Origin of the sequence: Nocardia carnea (assembly GCF_029868855.1) — a bacterium.
GTDB classification, from domain to species: domain Bacteria; phylum Actinomycetota; class Actinomycetes; order Mycobacteriales; family Mycobacteriaceae; genus Nocardia; species Nocardia carnea_A.
Window position 1 is genome coordinate 45100 of sequence record NZ_JARWOV010000288.1, and the last position, 19061, is coordinate 64160.

21 protein-coding genes are annotated in these 19061 nt (G+C 64.0%); 16 read left to right on the forward strand and 5 right to left on the reverse strand.

All coding sequences use genetic code 11. From position 1 onward, the window contains the following. Nucleotides 1-5: 5 nt before the first annotated feature. On the reverse strand, nucleotides 6-938 hold the full coding sequence (gene coaA / locus QH195_RS29915) for a type I pantothenate kinase (protein WP_280426751.1): 933 nt from the start codon (nucleotides 936-938) through the stop codon (nucleotides 6-8). 265 nt (nucleotides 939-1203) lie between these two features. Here coaA and QH195_RS29920 point away from each other — a divergent pair, with 265 nt between their 5' ends. The 3 genes from QH195_RS29920 to QH195_RS29930 all read left to right on the forward strand — a co-directional run bounded on the left by QH195_RS29920 (nucleotide 1204) and on the right by QH195_RS29930 (nucleotide 4528). Then, nucleotides 1204-2394 carry a DUF885 domain-containing protein gene (locus tag QH195_RS29920; RefSeq protein ID WP_280437841.1) on the forward strand — a complete coding sequence of 397 codons (1191 nt, stop codon included), beginning with the start codon at nucleotides 1204-1206 and terminating at the stop codon, nucleotides 2392-2394. A 371-nt stretch (nucleotides 2395-2765) separates the two neighbouring features. Further along, the gene (glyA, locus tag QH195_RS29925) at nucleotides 2766-4061 is read left to right on the forward strand and encodes a serine hydroxymethyltransferase (protein ID WP_280426753.1); all 1296 of its coding nucleotides are present in this window, start codon (nucleotides 2766-2768) and stop codon (nucleotides 4059-4061) included. A gap of 53 nt (nucleotides 4062-4114) precedes the next feature. Beyond that, the gene (locus QH195_RS29930; protein ID WP_280426754.1) at nucleotides 4115-4528 is read left to right on the forward strand and encodes a limonene-1,2-epoxide hydrolase family protein; all 414 of its coding nucleotides are present in this window, start codon (nucleotides 4115-4117) and stop codon (nucleotides 4526-4528) included. A gap of 71 nt (nucleotides 4529-4599) precedes the next feature. On the opposite strand, the gene QH195_RS29935 is transcribed toward QH195_RS29930, so the two are convergent. Both QH195_RS29935 and QH195_RS29940 read right to left on the reverse strand, forming a co-directional pair. Next, on the reverse strand, nucleotides 4600-5949 hold the full coding sequence (locus tag QH195_RS29935; RefSeq protein WP_280426755.1) for a PhoH family protein: 1350 nt from the start codon (nucleotides 5947-5949) through the stop codon (nucleotides 4600-4602). Nucleotides 5950-6354: 405 nt separating this feature from the next. Then, the gene (locus QH195_RS29940) at nucleotides 6355-6738 is read right to left on the reverse strand and encodes a DUF488 domain-containing protein (protein ID WP_280426756.1); all 384 of its coding nucleotides are present in this window, start codon (nucleotides 6736-6738) and stop codon (nucleotides 6355-6357) included. Between the two features lie 106 nt (nucleotides 6739-6844). Between QH195_RS29940 and QH195_RS29945 the strand changes: the two genes are divergently transcribed. After that, nucleotides 6845-7117, forward strand: a complete 273-nt coding sequence (locus QH195_RS29945; protein ID WP_280426757.1) for a hypothetical protein — start codon at nucleotides 6845-6847, stop codon at nucleotides 7115-7117. A gap of 243 nt (nucleotides 7118-7360) precedes the next feature. Here QH195_RS29945 and QH195_RS29950 read toward each other — a convergent pair whose 3' ends face one another. After that, a complete protein-coding gene (locus QH195_RS29950) occupies nucleotides 7361-7753 on the reverse strand; it encodes a DUF779 domain-containing protein (protein ID WP_280437842.1) in 393 nt (130 codons plus the stop codon). Further along, nucleotides 7753-9270 carry an aldehyde dehydrogenase gene (gene adh, locus QH195_RS29955; protein WP_280437843.1) on the reverse strand — a complete coding sequence of 506 codons (1518 nt, stop codon included), beginning with the start codon at nucleotides 9268-9270 and terminating at the stop codon, nucleotides 7753-7755. The genes QH195_RS29950 and adh overlap by 1 nt, the downstream gene beginning before the upstream one ends. Before the next feature lie 405 nt (nucleotides 9271-9675). Between adh and QH195_RS29960 the strand changes: the two genes are divergently transcribed. The 12 genes from QH195_RS29960 to QH195_RS30015 all read left to right on the forward strand — a co-directional run bounded on the left by QH195_RS29960 (nucleotide 9676) and on the right by QH195_RS30015 (nucleotide 18943). After that, entirely contained in the window at nucleotides 9676-10044 is a 369-nt protein-coding gene (locus QH195_RS29960) for a hypothetical protein (RefSeq protein WP_280437844.1), read from the forward strand. Beyond that, the gene (locus QH195_RS29965; RefSeq protein ID WP_280437845.1) at nucleotides 10041-10670 is read left to right on the forward strand and encodes a DUF3558 domain-containing protein; all 630 of its coding nucleotides are present in this window, start codon (nucleotides 10041-10043) and stop codon (nucleotides 10668-10670) included. Before QH195_RS29960 ends, QH195_RS29965 begins: the two co-directional genes overlap by 4 nt. Nucleotides 10671-10673: 3 nt before the next feature. Then, nucleotides 10674-12035 carry a hypothetical protein gene (locus tag QH195_RS29970; RefSeq protein ID WP_280437846.1) on the forward strand — a complete coding sequence of 454 codons (1362 nt, stop codon included), beginning with the start codon at nucleotides 10674-10676 and terminating at the stop codon, nucleotides 12033-12035. Then, nucleotides 12032-12739 carry an ESX secretion-associated protein EspG gene (locus tag QH195_RS29975; protein ID WP_280437847.1) on the forward strand — a complete coding sequence of 236 codons (708 nt, stop codon included), beginning with the start codon at nucleotides 12032-12034 and terminating at the stop codon, nucleotides 12737-12739. Before QH195_RS29970 ends, QH195_RS29975 begins: the two co-directional genes overlap by 4 nt. 306 nt (nucleotides 12740-13045) lie before the next feature. Beyond that, the gene (locus tag QH195_RS29980; RefSeq protein ID WP_280437848.1) at nucleotides 13046-14002 is read left to right on the forward strand and encodes a helix-turn-helix domain-containing protein; all 957 of its coding nucleotides are present in this window, start codon (nucleotides 13046-13048) and stop codon (nucleotides 14000-14002) included. Next, the gene (locus QH195_RS29985) at nucleotides 13999-14208 is read left to right on the forward strand and encodes a DUF397 domain-containing protein (RefSeq protein ID WP_280437849.1); all 210 of its coding nucleotides are present in this window, start codon (nucleotides 13999-14001) and stop codon (nucleotides 14206-14208) included. Before QH195_RS29980 ends, QH195_RS29985 begins: the two co-directional genes overlap by 4 nt. 209 nt (nucleotides 14209-14417) lie before the next feature. Further along, complete coding sequence (locus QH195_RS29990) at nucleotides 14418-14738, forward strand: hypothetical protein (protein WP_280437850.1); 321 nt, start codon at nucleotides 14418-14420, stop codon at nucleotides 14736-14738. 6 nt (nucleotides 14739-14744) lie between these two features. Next, a complete protein-coding gene (locus QH195_RS29995) occupies nucleotides 14745-15764 on the forward strand; it encodes a hypothetical protein (RefSeq protein ID WP_280437851.1) in 1020 nt (339 codons plus the stop codon). Then, nucleotides 15758-16681 (forward strand): hypothetical protein, encoded by a 924-nt coding sequence (locus QH195_RS30000; RefSeq protein ID WP_280437852.1) that lies wholly within the window; start codon nucleotides 15758-15760, stop codon nucleotides 16679-16681. The genes QH195_RS29995 and QH195_RS30000 overlap by 7 nt, the downstream gene beginning before the upstream one ends. Next, nucleotides 16678-17679: an LpqN/LpqT family lipoprotein gene (locus QH195_RS30005; protein ID WP_280437853.1), complete on the forward strand. Its 1002-nt coding sequence runs from the start codon at nucleotides 16678-16680 to the stop codon at nucleotides 17677-17679. Before QH195_RS30000 ends, QH195_RS30005 begins: the two co-directional genes overlap by 4 nt. 108 nt (nucleotides 17680-17787) lie before the next feature. Next, nucleotides 17788-18363, forward strand: a complete 576-nt coding sequence (locus QH195_RS30010; RefSeq protein WP_280437854.1) for a hypothetical protein — start codon at nucleotides 17788-17790, stop codon at nucleotides 18361-18363. A 118-nt stretch (nucleotides 18364-18481) separates the two neighbouring features. Next, nucleotides 18482-18943, forward strand: a complete 462-nt coding sequence (locus QH195_RS30015) for a hypothetical protein (RefSeq protein ID WP_280437855.1) — start codon at nucleotides 18482-18484, stop codon at nucleotides 18941-18943. Nucleotides 18944-19061: the final 118 nt, after the last annotated feature.

Genomic DNA, 19061 nt, shown 5'->3' on the forward strand with positions numbered 1-19061 from the left:
GCGAGCTAGAGCTTCCGGAGGCGGAGGCGGTTGATGCTGTGGTCGGAATCCTTGCGCAGAACCAGCGTTGCGCGGGGACGAGTGGGCAGGATGTTGTCCACCAGGTTCGGGCGGTTGGTGGAATTCCAGATGTCCTTGGCGGCGGCGGTCGCCTCGGAATCGGTGAATTTCGCGTAGTGGTGGAAATGGGCCTTGGGATCGGCGAATCCGGTGGCGCGCAGGCTCAGGAACCGGCGCACGTACCAGCTCTCGATATCCTCGATTCGGGCGTCCACATAGATCGAGAAATCGAACAGATCCGAAACCATCAGGCGCGGCCCCGTTTGCAGGACGTTCAGGCCTTCGACGATCAGGATGTCCGGCTGGCGTACACAGTGGAATTCGCCGGGGACGATATCGTAGGAAATATGTGAATACACCGGCGCGCATACTTCTTCGGCGCCCGATTTCACCTCGGTGACGAAGCGCAGCAGTTTGCGCCGGTCGTAGCTCTCGGGAAAACCTTTGCGGTGCATGATGCCGCGGCGGGTGAGTTCGGCCGTGGGATAGAGGAAACCGTCGGTGGTCACCAGATCGACCCGCGGATGGTGATCCCATCGGGCCAGCAACGCCTGGAGAACACGAGCGGTGGTGGATTTACCGACCGCGACACTGCCGGCTACCCCGATTACGAACGGCACCTGTTTATCGGGGTGTGCTTCGCCGAGGAAGGTGGCGGTAGCGGCGAACAGCCGTTGTTTCGCGGCGACCTGCAGGTGGATGAGTCGCGCGAGCGGCAGGTAGACCTCCGCGACCTCTTCCAGGTCGATTTGCTCGCCCAGGCCCCGCAGCCCGATCAATTCTTCTTCGGTGAGTACCAGCGGAGTCGATTTGCGCAGTTCGCGCCACTGCTTCCGGTCGAATTCCACATAGGGACTGGGCTCGCTCGCCTTGGCCATCTACTCAGCGCTCCACTCTGCCGGACACTCGTATTCCCGGTGCCGTACCTGTGAGATGCCGTGCTCTCGGTGACCTCTGATGTGGTCGGTCCGGCGCTCTGGCTGTGCCCTCATGGCTGAATTCTGCCCCTCGGGTACGAGTGGACCGACGAGGGGGTCCATTACGAGTCGGTATAACCACAGCGCACCGGGATATTCGAGCCGATGACGAGGTGCGCGCCGGGACGGGCCGCGAGAGATCGCGTTCGCGGCTATCGTCGGATGGATGCAAGCCCATCCTGTGGTAACGGAATACCTGCGGCTCGGATTGGCATTCGACCGGCTCGAAGAGGGATTCGTCGACGCCTACACCGGCGCCCCGCAGTTGCGCCGCGATGTCGAGAACGGGCCCCGGCCAGAACCCCGTGAGCTGGCCCGTACCGCTACGCGGTTACGCGCCGAATTGTTGGCCGCCGGACTCGGGCCGCGGCGCACCGCGTTCCTCGACGCGCACCTGCGGGCACTGGAATGCTCCGCGCGCAAGTTCGCGGGCGACGAGATCGGCTTCGTGGACGAGGTCGGCAGGTACTTCGATGTGGACATCGCACTCGGCGACCCGGCCGAATACCGGGAGGCGCACCAGAAGATCGATGAGGTGCTGGATGGTGAGGGGCCACTAGCCGAACGGATGGCCGCCCACCGCAAGGCCGACGAGATCCCACCGGGCCGGCTCGAAGACTGCGTACACGCATTCTCCGGAGCGCTGCGCGAGCTCGTGCGTGCGCGGTATCCGCTGCCCGACCACGAACATGTCACCTACGAGGTGGTGGGGGACAAGCCGTGGTCCGGGTTCAACTACTACCTGGGTAACTACCGCTCGAAGGTCGCGATCAACTCCGATCTGCCCCAGCACATGGCGGTACTCCCCAAACTCATCGCGCACGAGGCGTACCCGGGGCATCACACGGAGCACTGCCGCAAAGAAGCCGGGCTGGTGGCCGCCGGGCACGGCGAGCAGACGATCTTTCTGGTGAACACGCCACAGTGCCTGATGGCCGAGGGGCTCGCCGATCTGGCGCTGCACTCGATCATCGGCCACGGCTGGGGGAAATGGGCGCAGGAGATCTACGCGGATCTGGGTCTGCGGTTCGACGGTGAACGCGCCGAACGGCTGTCGGAGGCGTCGGCGCAGTTGCTCGGTGTCCGCCAGGACGCGGCGCTCATGCTGCACGACCGAGGCAAGGACGCCGACGAGGTGGCCGGGTTCCTGGAGCGCTGGTCGCTGACGACACCCGACCGCGCCCGCCAGTCGCTGCGTTTCCTGTCCTCCCCCCTGTGGCGCGCCTACATCAGCACCTACGTCGAGGGCTACAAACTGCTCGGCGGCTGGCTGGACCGCGCTACGGATGCGGACGACCGCGCCGACAGGTTCCGTCGCCTACTGGACGAACCCCTCATCCCGTCCTCCCTGCGCTGATCCGATCTGTGGCTCGGTCAGCTATCGCGGGAACCGAGTCTGTGCGTCACTGCCTCCCGAACTGTCTGCCTTCCCAGGGTGGGGCCCGCCCCTGGTCTGGACTGACGGAGCGGGGGAGCGAAGCGGAGGAGCGGAGGAGGGAAGACCAGGGGTTAATAGGGCCCCACCCTCGAGCCGCGGAGCGGCTCCAAAATTACAGCCCGCCCCTTCACGGACGGTCTACCGCGAGATCAACGTCAACTTGCGAGTCCAACGCCGACCTGCGAGAGCGGCTGTCAACCGAGAGGCCGGTGTCAACCTGCGAGCGCAGGAGGCAACACCCCCCAGACCCCGCGCCTCCGGAGGCCCCGCCATGAACATAGACTGGCGCCGTGACGCAGACGACCGCCTCTGTCAATACCCAGTCTCTCGGTGAGCTCGATCCGGAGCTCGCCGCCGCGATGGCAGGTGAGCTCGCCCGTGAGCGCGACACCCTGGAGATGATCGCGTCGGAGAATTTCGTGCCGCGCGCGGTGCTGCAGGCGCAGGGCAGTGTGCTCACCAACAAGTACGCCGAGGGTTACCCCGGCCGCCGCTACTACGGCGGTTGCGAGCATGTCGATGTGGTGGAGAACCTGGCCCGGGAGCGTGCGAAGGCGCTGTTCGGCGCGGATTTCGCGAATGTGCAGCCGCATTCGGGTGCGCAGGCCAATGCCGCGGTGCTGATGTCGCTGATGGATCCGGGCGACCGGTTGCTCGGCCTGGACCTGGCGCACGGCGGTCATCTCACGCACGGTATGCGGCTGAACTTTTCCGGCAAGCTGTACGAGGTCCACTCCTACGGTGTGTCCAAAGAGGACCACCGCGTGGATATGGACAATGTCCGGGAGATCGCCCGGGAATCGCGGCCGAAGGTGATCGTGGCCGGCTGGTCGGCGTATCCGCGGCACCAGGATTTCGCGGCGTTCCGGGAGATCGCCGATGAGGTCGGCGCCTACCTGTGGGTCGATATGGCGCATTTCGCCGGGCTGGTCGCGGCCGGGCTGCATCCGTCGCCGGTGCCCTACGCCGATGTCGTCTCCTCCACCGTGCACAAGACGCTCGGTGGCCCGCGGTCCGGTCTGATCCTGGCGAAGCAGGATTACGCCAAGAAGCTGAACAGTTCGGTGTTCCCCGGCCAGCAGGGCGGCCCGCTCATGCACGTGATCGCGGCCAAGGCCGTGGCCTTCAAGATCGCGGGCACGTCGGAGTTCGCGGAGCGGCAGCAGCGCACGATCGCCGGCGCCAAGATCCTCGCCGAACGGCTCACCGCGGCCGATGTCGCGAACAACGGGGTCAGCGTGCTCACCGGTGGTACGGATGTGCACCTGGTGCTGGTGGACCTGCGTAACTCCGATATCGACGGCCAGCAGGGTGAAGACCTGCTGCACGAAATCGGTATCACGGTGAACCGGAACGCGGTCCCGTTCGATCCGCGCCCCCCGATGGTGACCTCCGGCCTGCGCATCGGCACCGCCGCCCTGGCCACCCGTGGTTTCGGCGATACCGAGTTCGCCGAGGTCGCCGATATCATCGGCACCGCCCTCGCCGGTGGCGCCGATCTGGATGCGCTGCGCGCCCGGGTGACGAAACTGGCACAGGACTTCCCGCTGTACCAGGACCTGGAGGACTGGAACCTGCTGGGCTGACAGCCCGCGTCGTGGAACCGGCGGGCGGGGCGGTGCTGCTCTAGGCTCGTGAGATGGACACCGAGTTGAACCAGGACGCGGTCACCACTGTCCGCGAATTCTTTGCTGCGCTGGAAATCGGCGCGGTCGGCGAAGCGCTGGAACTGGTACATCCCGATATCGTCTGGAAGAACACCTCACTCCCGGATGTCCGGGGTGCGCGGCGGGTCGGCAAACTGCTGCGCGGACTGGACCGGGAGCAGTTCGGGTTCTCCGCGCGGATGCACCATATCGCCGCCGACGGCGCCATCGTGCTCACCGACCGCACCGATATCCTCCGCTTCGGACCGATAGGTATCGAGTTCTGGGTGATGGGCACCTTCGAACTGGTGGACGGCCGGATCATTCTCTGGCACGACCACTTCAGCTGGGAGAACTTCCTGCGCGGAACCGCCGTGGGTCTCGTCAGGGCCGTACTCGGCCGCTGATGGCGGCCGTTCGAGGGCGCCCGCTCCGGCAACCCTCGAACGGCCTGGTCAGTTGGTTTCTCTACGGCGCATCAGGCGCTCGGCGCGTACTCCTCCAGCATCTCGGTGACCAGCGCGGCGATGGGCGACCGCTCGCTGCGGGTCAGGGTGATATGCGCGAACAAGGGGTGGCCCTTGAGTTTTTCGATCACCGCCGCGACGCCGTCGTGCCGGCCCACCCGCAGGTTGTCGCGCTGCGCCACATCGTGGGTGAGTATCACCCGGGAACCGCTGCCCAACCGGCTCAAAACGGTCAGCAGCACATTACGTTCCAGTGATTGGGCTTCGTCCACGATCACGAACGAATCGTGCAGCGACCTGCCGCGAATATGGGTCAGCGGAAGAACTTCGAGCATATCGCGACTGAGGACCTCCTCCATCACCTCGCGGCTGGCCAGGCCGTCGAGCGTGTCGAAAACAGCCTGCGCCCACGGGCCCATCTTCTCGTTCTCGGTACCGGGGAGATAGCCGAGTTCCTGTCCGCCTACCGCGTACAAGGGCCGGAACACCACGACCTTGCGTTGAGTGCGCCGCTCCAGCACCGCTTCCAGGCCCGCGGTGAGTGCCAGCGCCGATTTGCCGGTGCCCGCACGGCCGCCCAGCGAGACGATCCCGACGCTTTCGTCCAGCAGCAGATCCAGCGCCACCCGCTGTTCCGCGGAGCGGCCGTGCAGCCCGAATGCCTCCCGTTCCCGCACCAGCTGTACGCGTTTGTCCGCGGTGACCCGGCCGAGTGCACTGGAACTACTGCCCAGCAGCCGGATTCCGGTATGGCAGGGCAGTTCGCGCGCCTCGTCGAGATCGACGACCGATTCGCTGTAGAGCTGGTCGACGATTTCGGAGGCGGTGTCGATTTCGACCATGCCCGACCAACCGGAAGTCACCACGTCCTGAGCGTGATATCCCTCCGCGCGTAGACCTACCGCGCTGGCCTTCACCCGCATCGGGATGTCCTTGGATACCAGCACTACCTGGCGGCCGTCCGCGGCGAGGTTCAACGCGCAGGCCAGGATGCGGGAATCATTGCTCTCGGTACGGAAACCGACCGGTAGCACCGTGGGGTCGGTGTGGTTCAGTTCCACCTGCAATGTGCCGCCTTCGGTGCCGATCGGCAACGGTTCGTCCAGCCGGTCGTGTGCCACCCGCAGGTCGTCGAGCATGCGCAGGGCTTCGCGGGCGAACCAGCCGAGTTCGTGGTGGTGCCGTTTACCTTCGAGTTCGCTGATCACGACCAGCGGTAACACCACCTGATGTTCACCGAACCGGGTCACCGCCCAGGGATCGGACAGCAACACGGAGGTGTCGATGACGAAGGTCTTCAAACCTTTCTCAATGAAGCGAGAATTCGCCGAGGGGGCGGATACGGAGCGATTATCAGTCACGGTAGGCTCCTAGATCTGCGCGGCACCCACACAGACAGTCTCGCTGGGCCGGTCGGTCCGGATGGCGGCTGACGGGGTGCGTCAGCGGCCACGAGGGCCGGGTGCCGGCCCCCTCGTACTGAGTTGCTCAGTCACGGTCAGGACCTCCCGAGCGAGCCACAACGCGTGACCCGCCACTCCGAAGCTACCCCGTACCAGCCCTCTTGCGCTCGAAGAAATGCGGGAGGGTTTGATGAATTCGGTGTGAACGCGGTCCGGAATCGGGCTATCCTCCCAGTTCAGACAGGGTATTCGGGGGTTCGTTCGGAGGTCGTCGCGGTATCGCCGTCACCGGGAGCCCGGTGGCCGGGTTCGCTCCGTGTTCGCCTCGGGCGATGCGTTCTGTGTGTTCGCCGCTCTTGCCGGCTATTCGCCCAGCGACTGCATCAGTACGGGAATATGGCTGTTACCCGGGTCTTTGACCGCGGTGACGAGGGTGACCGGGGGATTGGTCCGCGCCAGACCGCGCAACCGGATGAGGCTTTCCCGGGCCGCCCGGCCCGCGAGTTCCTCCCGGTACCGGTCCGCGAAATCGTCGCGGCGGCTCTGCGGGTCTTCGTGGAACCAGCGGCGCAGCTCGGTCGACGGCGTGAGGTCCTTGGCCCATTCGTCGATACGGGCGGCAGATTTGGTCACCCCGCGGGGCCACAGCCGATCGACCAGCACCCGGTAACCGTCATCCGGTTCCGGGGCCTCGTAGGCCCGTTTGACCTGGAAGCCGCTGGGGATGGCGAAGGTCTCGTCGGTCATCACGCCATCGCATCACGTGTGCCGGCCGGCCCGGTAGCGCCACGCGGGGGTGAAGCTCCCGGGCGGAAACGCGACCGGAGGCCACGGGCGGGATTAGAGTCGGCGTATGGGCACGAACGAGGAGTTGGAAGGCCTGTCGTCGAAGGAACTGCACGACCGGGCGGTCAAGCTCGCGGTGCGGCACGGCGATATCCGTTTCCTCTGGCAGCTGCTCACCCGTATACCCGCCGCGGAGGCCACGGCGGGACGGGCCGGGGAGAGCGAGGCCGATATCAAATGGGTGGTTCCCATGCTCGACGATTACATCCATGCCGGTGACGGCGACCTCGCCGAGGCGCTGCGCGAGTTCTACCTGGAGTACCTGCGCGCACATTCCTGAACCGGTCGGGAGGCTTCTTCGGCATCCATGACCGGGTTACGGCGCCCCACCGAGCTTTCGATCAGGTGCCTGTTGCGTTCGGCTCGGAACTCCCGCTCCAGCAGCGCCCGTAAACAGGCTCGAGTCGATCGGTCTCGCGATGCCGCTCGGCGTGTGATCGCATCGGGGACTTCTTTCCGTACGTCGTCGATCTGGATGGCGACGCACTTTCCGATGGGGTGCATGTGCATGCACCCCATCGTTCTACTCGGCGCCCGTCCTCGGCGGTGGCGCGGATTCCAATTGCAGGAATTCCGCGTCGGTGAGCAGCCGGGAGCGGATCAGGAAACGCACACCTTCCGGCGCCTCCAGCGAGAACCCGCTGCCGCGCCCGGGCACCACGTCCACGGTCAGATGGGTGTGTTTCCAATATTCGTACTGGTCGGCGCTCATCCAGAACGGCGTATCCGCGTCGACCTCCCCGAGCAGCACATCCTGCCCGCCGACCCGGAACTCGCCCCGCGGGTAGCACATGGGCGAACTGCCGTCGCAGCAGCCGCCGGACTGGTGGAACATCACCGGGCCGTGCCGCTCGATCAACTCGTGCAGCAGGCGGGCCGCGGCCGCGGTGAGTTCCACCCGGTTCGGCTCCGGCATCAGAAGAATCCGAGCTTCTGTGGTGCGTAGCTCACCAGCAGGTTCTTCGTCTGCTGGTAGTGGTCCAGCATCTGGGCGTGGTTCTCCCTGCCGATCCCGGACTTCTTGTAGCCGCCGAACGCCGCGTGCGCCGGATACGCGTGGTAGCAGTTCGTCCACACCCTGCCCGCCTTGATACCGCGGCCGAGACGGTAGGCGGTGTTGGCGTCGCGGGTCCACACCCCGGCACCCAGTCCGTACAGGGTGTCGTTGGCGAGTTTCAGGGCTTCCTCGGTGGAATCGAAGGTGGTGACCGAGACGACCGGGCCGAAGATCTCCTCCTGGAAGATCCGCATATCGTTGCTGCCTTTGAAAATGGTCGGCTCCACGTAGAAGCCGTTCGGGTAGCCCTCGACCGTGCGCGCGTTACCGCCGGTCAGCACCTCGGCGCCTTCCTTCCGGCCGATATCGATATAGGACATGATCTTCTCGAACTGATCGTTACTGGCCTGCGCGCCGATCATGGTGGCGTCGTCGAGCGGATCGCCGCCCACAATGGCCTTCGTCCGTTCCACACACCGGGCCATGAACTCGTCGTAGATCGACGAATGGATGAGCGCACGCGACGGGCAAGTGCACACCTCACCCTGGTTCAACGCGAACATCACGAACCCCTCGACCGCCTTGTCCAGGAAATCGTCATCGGCGGCCATCACATCCGGCAGGAAGATATTCGGGCTCTTACCGCCGAGTTCCAGGGTCACCGGAATGATGTTCTCGCTGGCGTACTGCATGATCAACCGGCCGGTGGTGGTCTCCCCGGTGAACGCCACCTTCGCCACCCGCGGGCTCGACGCCAGGGGCTTACCGGTCTCCACGCCGAACCCGTTCACCACATTCAGCACACCCGGCGGCAGCAGATCGGCGATCAATTCGACAACCTTCAGAATCGACGCAGGCGTCTGCTCCGCCGGCTTCAGCACCACCGCGTTCCCCGCCGCCAATGCGGGCGCCAGCTTCCAAGTGGCCATCAGAATCGGGAAATTCCACGGAATGATCTGCCCGACCACCCCGAGCGGTTCCTGGAAGTGATACGCCACCGTATCGGCATCGATCTCGCTGATCCCGCCCTCCTGCGCCCGGATCACCCCGGCGAAATAGCGGAAATGATCGACCGCCAGCGGCAGATCGGCCGCCTTGGTCTCACGGACCGGTTTCCCGTTCTCCCAGGTCTCCGCGACGGCGAGGGCCTCGAGATTCTCTTCGATCCGGTCGGCGATCTTGTTCAGGATATTCGCGCGCTCGGTCGTGGACGTCGCACCCCAGCCGTCGGTGGCGGCATGCGCGGCATCCAGCGCCAACTCGACATCGGGCGCGGTGGAACGCGCTACCTCACAAAAGGTTTCACCGTCGACCGGCGACGGATTGTCGAAATATTTCCCTTCGACAGGCGCGGTCCATTCACCACCGATGAAATTGTCGTATCGATTCGCATAGCTGACGATGCTGCCGTCGGCACCGGGCTTGGCGTAGGTCATGAGGAGCTCCTCGTTCGACTCGGACGCAGTGATACGCGCCGGGTTGCTGTGGTGATGTAACTCACTATGCCGCGCTTGGGGACGGGGTGCACGGGGTTCCTGTGGAATGGGAGGTCGGAAGTTCGGCGGCGCGAACGGTCGCCGGTGGGTGGTCGGAACCCGGGCTTGCCCGCGAGCCGAACGCTGCCGTATCGACGCGCCCGCTCGCGCCACCGGGGTGCTCGGGACACCGTCTGCGGGGTACGAGGCTCGTTCGGCTCGTGGCTCCCGGATCGGTTCGAAGCGCCGGGTATGGCCGACTTACCGGGGTTCTATCGAGTCCAGAAGGGCAGACGAGGGAACCCCGGCGGGATGGAGTGCGTCCAGTAGGGTGAGTGAAGTTTTACGAAGGGTGGGCTGAACGCTATGGATGTGGGGCAGGGGACCGCGAACGGGCTGTATCAGCAGGCTGTGTCGGGGACTTTCCGGATGGAGCGGGGAGCTGCGGAGCGATGCGCGGCGGTGTACACCAGGTTGGTGGATACATGCCTGGACCAGCAGCTCGCGGACTCCGAAAGCCTTCACCAGCTATCGGGATTCGGCGGATTCGTGTCGGCGCAGCAACTTCAGACAGGGTTCGCGACCAAAGGGGCATCGGTGACCGATGCGCTTCTGAGCATGAAAGAAGCCGCATTGCGAATGGCCGCAGCCTACTTGTACGCCGGCGGCGCATTCGAAGAGGCGGACGCGATGAATAGTCGTGCGCTGAGTGTCATAGGAGAGGTTGTGGAATGAACTCTCGAAGCTTGTTGGCAATTGTTGTCGCCGCAGGGGCTCTCGCAGGTTTGGTGGCTTGCTCGGCACCAGATGAGCCGAACGAAACTGCTTCGGATACGTCTTCATCACCTGTGGCTTCGCAAACGAGCTCGACGCGGCCGACGCTGACCGAGTCCCGATTGCAGCCTCCGCCGTTGGAGAACGAGTACACGACGCAGGGCCGTCCCGAAGTGGTGTTCGATCCGTGCACATGGGTCAGTGATGAGGCCGTCAGCGGAGCAGGATTTGATCCGGCAACCCGCCGCCGAGGTGTAGACATCGTGGCGGAGTACACCTTTCTGAGTTGCGACTTCGATGGCGAACTTCGCGATCTCTCGATCAGTTCCGGCAATGTGACCTGGGAAGAGGATCAGCAGAAGAACGGCGCACACAGTGAACCGCTGACGGTAAACGGCCGGGAAGCACGACTGGTGCAAGATCCGCAGCTGGTCAGAGTTTGCAGCATCCACGTGCGGACCAAGGTCGGTCTGGTCATGTTCAGCTCGACGCGAACCTTCGAAGGGACCGAGGCCGGACTTCAGCTTTGCGACGGCGTTCTGGAGATCGCGACAGCCCTGGAACCCGAAATCGGGCAGGAGAACTGATCGATGAGCGATGAAGACTACCCCGGCGGGATCGGGGCGACCGGGCCGGGGCTGGGTATCGACCCCGGATCTGTGGAGGATCGGCTCGCGAGCCAGACAAGTCTTTCCGGTGCACAACATTTCGGTTCGCAGCTGTCCCATGATGGGCAGGACCCCGCGTATATCACTCAGATGGAGCTTTTCGAAGGGCTCGAGCACGAAGAGATCTATGCGAAGGTCAGCGAGATGACCCCCGGCGTCATGCACGGTGTCGCAGATGCCTATAAATCCATCGCGAATTCTCTGGGCGGTGCACTGTTCGGCTCTTTGCTGTCCATCCAGCGTGAGCTCTCGGACGGTATGGCAGGCGAATTCGCGGACGCGGCGAACCAAGCTTCGCGAACCTTCTTCGACCAGGCAACCGACGTGCAAGAGGTCATCAACGCCGTTGGTATGCGAATCCATGCGGCCGCCTACGGTGCGGAGGTGGTGAAGAAGTCCGTACCGCCACCGCCTACCCCGGGGGCGGCCCCCGGGGGTACCGCCGTGACCACAACCGTGAACGACCCTGCCCAGGTTGCGCAGACCGTGGTCAACGCGACCGATCCGGCGACCCAAGCCGCGTTCGACGCATACAAGGAAGATCAGCGGCTGGCCGCCGTCGAGGTGATGAACACGGCTTATAAGCCCACCTACCAGCCTGCGGGTGAGGGGGTGCCGACATTCGTCCCTGTGCAGATGCCGGGGGATCAGCCCGGTCCAGCAGGACCAGGCGGGACGACTACCAGCGGACCCGGTGGCACTACCTCCGGACCCGGTTCGCAGGCGCCGAACGGTGAGAATCCGGGAGAGAACGAAACCGGCGAGCAGCCGCAGGAGACCCCCGGTTCGGCGGAAGAGCCCCAGACGACTACGGCGAGCAGCACCGAGAATCCCACCACACAACAGCCGGGTACCACTACCGGCACCCCGACCGGCGATCCGCAGCGGACAACCTCCTCGACCACTGCGCCCGGTTCGCCCGGAGCACCTACCGGGACTCCCGGTTCGCCCGGGATGCCAGGCGGTGCGCCGCCGCAGAATCAGGCACCGGGTAAGACTGTCCCGGGAGCTCCCGGCGGTACGCCGAACGGCCCGGTCAGCGGGCCCGCGGCGGCTGCCGCCGCGGCGGGTACCAACAGGGGTATGTCGGGTATGCCCGGGATGATGGGTGGCGGCGCGGGGGCCAGGCGGGGCGAGGACGACGAGGAGCACAAGGTGCCCGACTACCTCGTTCATGATCGCGAGGAAGAGTTGTTCGGTGCCCGGCCCCAGCTGTTGGACGGTGTGCTGGGCGGCGACGCCCCTGCCGCGCAACCGGCCGATGATCGTGGAGACCGTCGGTGAAATGGGAATTCACGCCGGACGAGTTCATGCACGTCTGGAAGGAGACGGGTAAGGACCGCTATCCGTATCCGCTGGAGTTGCGTTCGTCGGTGCGATGGGAGGACGAATACCAGCGGCTGGCGGCCCGGATCGAAACCGAGTACCCGCGTGGTGCCGATCCCGATCTCACAGCCGCGTTGCGGGCGGCGGCGGATCCCGAATCCACGCTCACACTGTCGGGCAGCCGGCGCCGCCGCATCCGCGCCTACGGTGCCTTCGCGGGAACGGCCGGAGTCACCGTGGTGCAGTTTCCGGGCACCGAAACCGATTTCGACGGAAAATTCGTGGTGCAGATCGGGGCCACGGCGATCGTCCCGCGAATCTTCCTGCAGATCCTCGGCGAACTGCCCAAAGGCACCCGTCCGCCGCTGGTGGAGAGTATCGATCGGCTGCGCGATACCTACGAGATCTGGAACGGCGGAAAACCGCAACCCGCGGACCATATGCGCCGGATGTTGAAAGCGCCCCGGGCGGGCTCGGGCTTCCTGCAGGTACGCCACCGGCTCCGCGATCCCGAACCGCCGGAACCGCGCTACCTCAGCTGGTTCGATATCGCCGACGACGGCCGCTACGTCTACCGGCACCGCTACCAGGATTTCCATATCGACCCGGTATCGCATGACGAACTGAAACGTGCACTCACACAAATGATCGCCCCGTTCTGAACGATTCTCGCCCGGCCCCCGCTGTTCCCACGGCAGCGGGCACCGGCGGATATGAGCCGTCGCTATAGCGATCGGTGGCGCAGAAGTGCAATCGTCCACCATCTTTCACTCCTCGGGTTAGTCTTGGCCTACGCCCGGCGCAGGATCCGGCGGGGGCACATGGACAGTGCCGGACCCTCCCACCAACTTTCGGTGTGGCAGTGGGGACGTTTCGCGAAGGCAAGTCACGGAACGTCCCGCGCGGGGCGTATCTCCAGTAGATAGGACAGGCACGCAGTTGCGCTGCCTCTGCACTGGGGAAATGTCGTGGTAGAGCTGAATTTCCACCACGGCGCCTTCCATATCGAGACAATCCAGTTAGCGAGGGTAATCATCGTGGGTAGTGGGTCCATGCTTCCCCGCCGCGCCTTGGGGCGCCAGCTGCGTAAAATGCGCCTGCGGGAAGGGATGGCACAGTCCGGCGCCGCAAGGGTCGCGGAAGTGTCACCGCAGTCGTACGGACGGTTGGAGGATGGCCGACCGACCAAAGTCACCGATCTGGCCATGAACGCACTGTGTAATGCCTTCTCCAGTGCGGATGAGGAGCGGCAGATCGTTCTCGACCTCGCGCAGGCTATCAGGAAATCTGCTGGTTTCAATGGTGCTTGGTGGCTGTCGCATGGGAACGCGGTTCCGAGCGACTTCAGCGATTTCATCAGCCTGGAAGAATCTGCGACACAAATCTTCTCGTGGCAAACCTGCCTGGTTCCAGGATTGCTGCAAACAAGGAAGTACCGTCGTGCACTGCTGTGGGCAGAGTTTCCGGATATGCCGTCTCATGAGGTCGAGGCGAGCCTCGATGTCCTTACGCGCCGTCAAGAGCTATTGAACAAGAAAGATTTTCGATTCGAGGGTCTGATCGCAGAGTCGGCACTGAACACGGTGATAGGTGGACCGGCCGTACTTGCAGACCAGTTGTCATACCTGTTGGAGGTCTCTCATCGGCCGAATGTTCTCGTGCAGATCGTAGGCAGCAGCGCCAAGGACCCGATCGGCGCGGTCACCGGGCCATTCGTGCTGTTCGATCTCCCTCCATTGCCGACATCACGGCTGCGGCAGGCGCCGGTAGCCTACGTGGAAGGACGCTTCGGCAGGATATACATCGACCACGGGCCAGAGGTCGCCGAGTATGCGCGGGTGAGGGAAAGGTTGCAGCGGACAGCTCACTCGGAGCAGGAATCCGGTGAGCTGATGCTGGCGGCATTGAAGGAGTGGAAGCAATGAGGGACCTATCTACCGCCCAATGGTTCAAGAGTAGTAAGAGTAGTGGTCAGGGCGATTGCGTAGAGGTCGCGTTCCTGGACGGCGAGACGGTGGGGGTGCGTGATTCCAAGGATCCCACCGGCCCGGCCTTGGTCTTCGGGGCGGCGGAATGGGCCGGTTTCCTCACCGGCCTGGCCGCTGACGGTGTCGGTGTAACGCACCGGTAGCGCCACAGTGCGATAGGGCCGGATGGGCCGGCGGGCGAGGTCAGCCGGCCCATCCCGCGACTGTCGAATTGCCCGCTTCGGCAGGCCCGGTCGGCGGTGCGCCTCGTCGCACTATTCCGGCGCATCCGGTCGGAAGCTCTACGTCCGATCATGGTACGAATTGATGGATCGGATTATGGCTGCGGGCATGTAAGGGCGAAGGGGGATGCATGTCTATCGAGGTGGACGAGGACAGCCTACGGCAGGCAGCTGCGGCGTTGGCTTTACTGCCCAGCGATATCGACGCGGTACCGAAACTCGACGCTGAACGAGCCGGGAATACTTTGAGAGGCTCCGCCGTCGGTGCCGCGCTGATGGGTTCCAACGCGGCAAGTACTCGGGCGAAGAACCTGATCAACGCGCGATTCAATCAGCTGTCCGGCCTGTTGGCGATGTCGGCGAACAGTTTCACCGGAACCGACGTCGACGCTGCCCACCGGCTCGCTGCTGCCGTCGATCTCAATTCCGGCGATCCGCATGCAGTGAAGTAGTCCGGGATGGCAACACCAACCGAAGTTCTCAGCTGGGACGTCTCGAGCCTGCCCACCGTGGCGACCAACGCGACAGGCATAGCCGACGGGATCATCAAAGCTGCGGGCACCATGTACGACACGCTCCACAACGGCCTCATGTGGAAGGGTGACGCCAAGGTTGCGGCCGAAGGCAAAGCTGACCGGGAACAGGCGCAGATGCGTGCCATCGCCACCGCCTACGACGACCTCGCGGCCGCCGCCACCGGCGCTTACCAGGCGATGGAACATACCCTCACCGAGATAAAGGTGCTCTTCCGCAACTACGTGCATGCTCCTGCGGTGGTCGGTGAGGACTGGAGTGTGAGTGGCGTCGAGGACTGGAATTCCGAGGCCGGAGTCCAACTCGCCCGCCTGCCAGGTCTCGCGGAGGCGCTGTTGACGGCCGACGCCCAATGGGGGTCGCGACTGGCCGACGCCAACGCCGAACTCGAACGCATGGCCTCCGATGAAACTCTTACTGCCATCGTGAACGCCGTCAAGCAGATCAAAACCGACGATCCCAAGGCGTTGCCGGACGAAATCGCGGAATCACCCTGGGCCCACTGGAAACCGGACGTGCCGGCAATGACGGCCGCCGCAATCTCCGGTGCGATGACCGACGGTGTGAAGATGGGGTTGGAGGGGGCGGCAAAGACCGCCGACGACGCAGCAGTTCTGAAATGGGTGCAGGACTGGGGAAAATACACGCCTGGAATCACCAGGCTCGGAATAATCGGTAATGCGATCGGTACAGTACCGGCAATTGTGAATGATATCGAAGGAGGGATGGCGCCCGCGGAGGCAATCGTGAGCGAATCCGCCGGTACTGCGACTGGTATGGTCACCGGAACCGTTTTGGGTTCCATGATCGGCAGCGCCGCTACGGGAGCTCTTGCTGGATCGGCGGTACCTGGTGTCGGTACTGCTATAGGGTTCGTTTCCGGTATTGTTATCGGTGGGGCTACTGCCTACGGAACCTCCAAAGGGATTCAATGGCTATGGTAGCGACGGATGAAGATAACGATCGATTCCCCGACGTGGAATGGCGCGAGCACTGGCCAGTAGACCGCTCTGTCGGCGCTGTTGTAGTCCCGCTGATCTTCGCGCTGCTGTTTCTGGTGTTGGCGGCGCTTCTCTTCGGTATGGTCCCATTCGATGCCGGGTGGATACCGGTTATCGGTTCATGCGGCGGAGCGCTGCTGATGCTCGGCGCGGCGTCCGCGTTCATCGGCAAGCTGTCGTGGTTGGTCCGTCGCCGCGATTCGGGCGTCAGGCACCATGTCGACACCTCACGCGGGCCCGGAATCCGGCTGGTCATCGGGCATTCCAATCAGATCATCGGTTTGTGTGCCCTGGCGGGGTGTGCGCTGTACGGGCTATGTGCGTGGCTGGATTGGAAAACCGGCGGTAGCTATTTGTTGCCCTTGTCCAAGTCTGATCGAGCGGGTGCCACCTGGATTCTGGTGCTCGCGTCCACGGCAGCAGTCATTGGTGTACTGCTGGCTATCTCATTCAGATGGATGATTACGGTGGAAATATATCCTGATGGAGTGGCGAGAAAAACTGCTCTACCGTTCGGGCGGAGCCGTGAGGACTTTATCCTATGGGATGATATTCGCGCACTCAGGCCGGCATCGTTTTCTACGTACAATTCATCTCCCCCGATGATGGAAGTCGAGTATTCGGGTACCGTTGTGGAATCCCGGAACAAGGTTTTCGACAGGCCCGGTGTGCTGGGGCTGCCGATCCATCTCGTCCGATGCGACCTCAATTCACTGTTGTCGATCATGCAGTATCTGAAAGACCATAGTCGGTCGCGTTCACTCCTGGCTCATCCTGATGCTCCGCAGTGGTTTCTTCGAATAGAGCGGAGTGGCCGGAACTGTTACCGAGTTCGCGAAGTAGAAGGTAATGAGAAGTGAGTGTAACGTCGAGCCGGGCAGAGGGTTATGTCAGCGTTGCCGAATACCTCGCCGAAAACGAGGTGCGTTCGGCGCCCGTCCATCCGGATACCGTAGGGGCACCCCGGATATCGCTCCAGGCTCCACCGGAGTGGCGCGAAGTCCCTCGGGAGATCCTGCCCGGCGCGTACTGCGCCTGGGCGAAGGCTCCGGAGGGTGCTACAAACTGGTCGGACAACGTCCTCGTCATGGTCGGCCGTTTGGACCGGTCGGTGGATTCTGCCACCTTGCTGCGCTGCGGGTACACCGATTCGCGGCGCATGCCGGCGTGGCAGGAGATCCAGGCCGACACCAGCCCCTGTGCCGGGTTTCCAGCGGTCGCGGTACTGGGTAGGTACCGCGTCGAGGACAACGAGTTGGTTGCATACACGCGCTACATCCTGATAAGCGAAGGCCCTGTCCAGTATCTGGTTCAGGTCACTGCCACGGTGCGTGCCGCCTCACCGACCGCCGTAGCCGATATCAGCACGATCCGGAGCGGTCTGAATATCGTGTTGCCCAACGACCGGAATGTGCCCGGCAGTAGCGCTGAAGTGGCGGAATACGCGAAGCCGCGGGGCGGACCGACGGCAATCACCACCGCCGATGTCCGGGGTATCGGGATCGGTTTGAATCCCTCCGGTCACCTGCACAGCCTGACCATCGACGTCCACGCTTTCGCCAAGGGGCCCGACGCCTTGGCGGCGAGCATCATCGAGGCCTACCGGCGCGCTGCCGCCGCGCTCCCGTCCATCGAACCAGCCCGGCCGGACACAGCTGTTCCGGACCCTTCGAGATGGCGTGCACCGGCTGCCGGAGATGACTGGCTGCCGGACAGCCGGTCCGGCGCTCCGGCTGGTTATGACTCGATGACCGCGCAGTACTATCCGAGGCAACAAGCCCAGTATCGTCCGCCGTCGGACACCCCTGACCAGGCACAGCAATATCCACAGTGGCCGCCTCCATATGGGGCGCGCTAGCTTCACAGGAGTCGGTGGGCAGCCTCTGGGGATCACGGAATCGCTCCGGCCATCGGGACTGCGGCACGAGCAACCGGCGCGGCACCGTTGTGGTTGAAATGCCCGGTCTTGCTTCTGGTCGTCTGCCCGGATCGGCGGACCGCGAAGTGGGCTGCCAAACCCCTCGAAATCGGCTTCGGTAATCCACCCACCACTGTGACGCCGCTGGTCTTGGACCCGTCGACGGTACCGGTGGTCACCGACCCGCAGGTGGCAACGGAACTGCCGGAACTGGCCGTATTGTCTGCCGTCGCCCACCCGCACCACCCCGATCACGCCCGGATCTGGATGGCCCTGGCCACGAGTTTTCGAACACTGGGGGCGGACCCGGCCCTGCGATACCATGACTTCATCCTGACGATGCTGCCGCGTGCTGTTCGTCCTGCTTGGGAGGCTTTTATGTCCACCGGTCTTCGTGATTACAACTTCACCAGCGACTTCGCCCGCAAGTACATCGCCGAGGGCAGGGCCGAGGGTGAGGCAAAGGGTGAGGCGAACTCGATCCTGACTGTCCTCGACGCCCGTGGAATAGATGTGTCCGACCAGGTCCGAGATGTCATCACTTCTTGCGATGACCTCGACCAGCTGCAGAAGTGGCTGCGGAGGGCTCTCGAAGTTGTCGCGGCGGAGGAACTGCTCGCCTGACGGGCGTGCCCGCCCGGCTCACTGTGGGTGAGTGAGACAGGATCTTTTCAGATCCGGTGGGGAGTACGTACCTTGTACGGATCGGTCGAGATTTAGACCGTCTGAACGAGGTGAAAATATGAATACCTGGCGCGATCTGGACCCTTCCGCCCGGAAGGCACTACTGCGGGGAGAGCCTGCCGGCGATCCCGAAACCGACCGGATCGGGAGGGCATATGCGGAGCAGAAGCTCGGCCGCTCGCAGGCCCGGAACTTTCTGGTCTATTTCTTTATCGGCTTGGGCGTGGGACTGCCACTGGGGCTGTTCGTGGTGCTGGACATCCTGCCGATGGCGGTTGCCGGGCTCGTAGTGATCGCGTTGTGGCTCGGCTGCTGGGTTTTCGAGGTTCGCCGCCGGGTCGTGCTGATCCGCCTGTTGAACGTCAGCAACGGGGGTCCTCGGGTGCCCGTCGTGCCGGGCGGGCCGGGGCGGCTGGAGATCAGGGTGCCGATTCGTGGCGTCCTGCGAATGACGGCGCCATTTCTCGGGCTCATCGCCATGTTGGTCATTGTGGGACGGGGCTGCTGCACGATCAGGTGACAGTGGTTATGCAGCCTGACCGGCTACTGCTGGGGTCATGATCGTCTCGTACTCGATCGGGGTCAACCGGCCGAGCCGGGTTTGCCTCCGTCGGCGGTGGTAGGTCCGTTCGATCCAG

Coding starts and splice junctions, on each gene's coding strand:
- QH195_RS30000 (WP_280437852.1), top strand. CDS start 15,758: ATGGTAGCGACGGATGAAGATAACGATCGATTCCCCGACGTGGAATGG.
- QH195_RS30015 (WP_280437855.1), top strand. CDS start 18,482: ATGAATACCTGGCGCGATCTGGACCCTTCCGCCCGGAAGGCACTACTG.
- QH195_RS29990 (WP_280437850.1), top strand. CDS start 14,418: ATGTCTATCGAGGTGGACGAGGACAGCCTACGGCAGGCAGCTGCGGCG.
- coaA (WP_280426751.1), bottom strand. CDS start 938: ATGGCCAAGGCGAGCGAGCCCAGTCCCTATGTGGAATTCGACCGGAAG.
- QH195_RS29970 (WP_280437846.1), top strand. CDS start 10,674: ATGAGCGATGAAGACTACCCCGGCGGGATCGGGGCGACCGGGCCGGGG.
- QH195_RS29950 (WP_280437842.1), bottom strand. CDS start 7,753: ATGCCGGAGCCGAACCGGGTGGAACTCACCGCGGCCGCGGCCCGCCTG.
- QH195_RS29945 (WP_280426757.1), top strand. CDS start 6,845: ATGGGCACGAACGAGGAGTTGGAAGGCCTGTCGTCGAAGGAACTGCAC.
- QH195_RS29985 (WP_280437849.1), top strand. CDS start 13,999: ATGAGGGACCTATCTACCGCCCAATGGTTCAAGAGTAGTAAGAGTAGT.
- QH195_RS29960 (WP_280437844.1), top strand. CDS start 9,676: ATGGATGTGGGGCAGGGGACCGCGAACGGGCTGTATCAGCAGGCTGTG.
- QH195_RS29940 (WP_280426756.1), bottom strand. CDS start 6,738: ATGACCGACGAGACCTTCGCCATCCCCAGCGGCTTCCAGGTCAAACGG.
- QH195_RS29930 (WP_280426754.1), top strand. CDS start 4,115: ATGGACACCGAGTTGAACCAGGACGCGGTCACCACTGTCCGCGAATTC.
- adh (WP_280437843.1), bottom strand. CDS start 9,270: ATGACCTACGCCAAGCCCGGTGCCGACGGCAGCATCGTCAGCTATGCG.
- QH195_RS29965 (WP_280437845.1), top strand. CDS start 10,041: ATGAACTCTCGAAGCTTGTTGGCAATTGTTGTCGCCGCAGGGGCTCTC.
- QH195_RS29995 (WP_280437851.1), top strand. CDS start 14,745: ATGGCAACACCAACCGAAGTTCTCAGCTGGGACGTCTCGAGCCTGCCC.
- QH195_RS29920 (WP_280437841.1), top strand. CDS start 1,204: ATGCAAGCCCATCCTGTGGTAACGGAATACCTGCGGCTCGGATTGGCA.